General features: G+C 27.6%; 3 protein-coding genes. All 3 read right to left on the bottom strand.

The window, feature by feature from the left end; genetic code table 11:
* The coding region (locus tag U9R42_06535) for a hypothetical protein (protein ID MEA3495676.1) at positions 1-684 on the bottom strand (684 nt) is incomplete at its 3' end.
* A 107-nt stretch (positions 685-791) separates the two neighbouring features.
* Positions 792-1,967, bottom strand: a complete 1,176-nt coding sequence (locus U9R42_06530; GenBank protein ID MEA3495675.1) for an MFS transporter — start codon at positions 1,965-1,967, stop codon at positions 792-794.
* Positions 1,968-3,110 (bottom strand): outer membrane beta-barrel protein, encoded by a 1,143-nt coding sequence (locus U9R42_06525; GenBank protein ID MEA3495674.1) that lies wholly within the window; start codon positions 3,108-3,110, stop codon positions 1,968-1,970.
* Positions 3,111-3,216: the final 106 nt, after the last annotated feature.

The following is a 3,216-nucleotide window of genomic DNA, read 5'->3' as shown; positions in this document are numbered from 1 at the left end:
AATAATATATCCTAATTTGAGAAATATTATTCCATTCACATTCATATTATAAATACTTAAAATATAACCAGGGAATATATTCATCCACCATTTACTCCATTCAAATTCATTGAAAATTAAAATAAATGTTTCCGAAATCATGTAAACAAATACAATTGGCATAACAATAAACGGATTTTTAATTAGGATGGATATTATAACTACAATTATGATATACCCAATGCAATAAATAAATATATTTACAAAATCAATAAACTCAAAATTTAAAAAAAACAATTGTATAATATCGTTTGATATATCACTTAAATATATTATAATACAAATCTGTAAAACATTTAATGTCAATAAAAATAAAAAAAACATGCATGCAAGTATTATTTTAGAGATAAAATAATTAATACTGCTGTTGATTTTAATTATTATATACGAAGTTAAATTCTCATAGATTTCTTTTGATAAATTTATTGCGAGAAATACTGCTGTTGCAACTACTAAAAAATAAATTCCAGGTATTAAAAATATTTTATTATATAAAAAATTAGCGATCAAATACTTATTACCTTCTATTCCATCTGGAATATCTATACTCAATTTAATATTATAAAAAACAATAAGAATTATTAGTATAAGACTGCTTTTTCTTTTTAATTTATATATTTCAGATTTTATATATTGTATTTTCACATTATTTTAAATTAGCTGAATTCAAGTCACAAATGCAACTTTTGATTAGACAAATTTAGATAAAAAAATTCATTTGGTGTTAAAAAGACAATCTTTTTAAAATACAATTATTTCTTCTTCAAGAAAAACACAAAAGGAATTCCTGTTAAAGCAATAATTGCTGATATTTTAAAGGTAGTTTCAAGTCCTATTTCATCGCTAAGAAATCCAATTAATAATACCGCAACAGAAGAAAGTCCAAAAGAAATTGTCATAAAAATACTGTTTACAAAAGCAGGTTTATCTGCATTTAAATCTTGAATAAGTGCAAGTAAAACGGGACCTGATGCAAAATGAAAAATTCCTATAAGTATTAAAAATACAAACATCATCACATTGTTTTCAGATGTAATAAAAAACCACATCATTATAGGAGAAATTATAGATACAACTATCAGAGTAGTGCTTCTGCCTATTTTATCAGAAATAGTTCCAGAGAGAAAAGTCCCTACTGCTCCTGCAAGTTGAAGAACCGATAAAGATATTCCTGAAAACCACAAGCTTTCACCTTTTTCAAGATTCAAATATGTTGGTAAAAAAAATGTAAGTGCCGATTGCATTATTGCTCTTCCGAATAAATATCCTGCAAGTATCAGAAAAAACGGTAAAAACTTTTTTAATGTTTTTTTAAAACCCGCTTCGTTCCCTGTTTTTTTTACGTCTTCGGAAATATCGATATTTCGTAACCTGAAATACAGCAATACTGATGCTATGAGACCAAAAGGCAACAATCTGTAAGTTCCTTCAAGTCCCCAAAGTGAAACTGCACCAAGAATTGTAATTGGTCCTAAAGTACGTGCAAGTTCACCTCCTAACATATAAAAACTCATTCCTTTACCTGTTTGGTAGCCTGCAACTTTTTTCATCATCACAGGGGAAGGAACATGAAAAAATGTAGAGCTTAATCCTGCAACAATAACCAATGTTATTAGTAAAGAATATGTTGGAGCTATCCCTACCAAACTCATGGCAACAGTAGTAATTGCAGGAGTAACAATAATGAGATATCTCATTTTTACTTTATCGGCAAGAATGCCAATAAACGGACTCAACAATGAAGGTGAGCGTTGTGCAACTGTTAAAAGTGATGCAAGAGAATAATTTATTCCAAGTTTTGTAATTAACAGTGGTAAAATCGGTGCAAGAAAAGAAGCGTAAATATCATGAAAAAGATGTGCTAATGAAATACTTATAACATTAGCAGTTTGAAATTTTTTCTTTACTATATTTTTAGACTTGCTCATTTATTTATCCTCATTCATTGCCAATTTATAATAGGAATGAAGGTTTTTATTCATCAGCCAAATAACTTCTTCTACTTTTCTTTCATCTATAAAATCATTTATATTTACATAAAAAGGAAAAGGAGTATGCAGTTGTTTAAAATTTTCATTCTTAATTATCAAAGCATGAATTTCAGCATCGGAAATTACAGGGTTGCCTTCTTCCTGTTGATCAATAATTCCAAATTCAGCAACAAAAATTTTATTTGTTTTGACAATAATATTTTTATCAATGACAAGGCTATCGTTCAGGAAAACATTTTTGAAACCATTTTTTTTAACTTCTGCTGTATTTTTATTAGAAACAAAATATACTTTACAAAAATCAAAATGTTTTTTAAAAGTTCTTAGAATTTCTAAGTTTTCTTTTCTTTGCTCTTGCTCAACTTTTTTTGCCATATCAAAATCTCCTTTTTCTTTCAAAGCCTTTATTTTGTTGGAAGAAGATTTTAAACGAACAACTAAAACGGCATTTTTCATTTCTTTTATTTGCTTGTAAGAAATTTCTTTGTTTTTGGTCAAATTTTCATTTAATGAGTTTTGATCAATAATAAAATTCAAAGATATTCTGATATTTTGGAATTTGCGATTTGTTAAAGGATACAAATATTCAGCACCGAGCCAAGCTCCTTTTTGAAGTTTAAATTCAAAACCAGCCAGCATATTTATTTCATATTTAAAATCATCTTCATCCAATTCAGGTCTGTCACTTGCATCTGTTCCTTTTATTAACACAGCGTTTGACAAAAAAGATGGTTGTAATCCAAAGTTCAATTTTATGTTTTCTCCCAGATTGTACTGAGGAACAATTCTGAAATCAAAGTATCTGTAACGGTATTTGTAATATTGAGAATTTACATTTGTTCCTCTTGCAGAGTAGGATGCACCCAAACGAATGTCAAAGGAATTATTGATTTTTTTATTCAAGCTAAAAGCTGCAAAAGGTAGATAAACCTGACTGTTATCCACAGAATCAATTTCCATATTTGTTATTGCAATTCCGGGAGAAATTCCGATTTTCCAATAATCATTAGTTTTATCTTCAATTTTTTGTCCGCAAAGAAAAAAGGGAATAAATAGAAATAGCAAAAAAAGTTTTTTCATTTTTTTTAGGATAATTTTAAAAAGGGTGCAAAGGTATGAATTCAATTCTAATTTTGTAAAAACGCTAAAGATACACAATATAAATCTCCACATATATATTTAAATA

The organism is Bacteroidota bacterium, from assembly GCA_034723125.1.
In the GTDB taxonomy this organism is placed as follows: domain Bacteria; phylum Bacteroidota; class Bacteroidia; order CAILMK01; family JAAYUY01; genus JAYEOP01.
Note: the sequence above shows the minus strand (reverse complement) of the source record. Positions and strands in the feature narration are given on the sequence as shown.

What these genes read in the sequence shown, in the direction of transcription:
- U9R42_06530 (MEA3495675.1), bottom strand. Translation starts at nt 1,967, where the DNA reads ATGAGCAAGTCTAAAAATATAGTAAAGAAAAAATTTCAAACTGCTAAT.
- U9R42_06525 (MEA3495674.1), bottom strand. Translation starts at nt 3,110, where the DNA reads ATGAAAAAACTTTTTTTGCTATTTCTATTTATTCCCTTTTTTCTTTGC.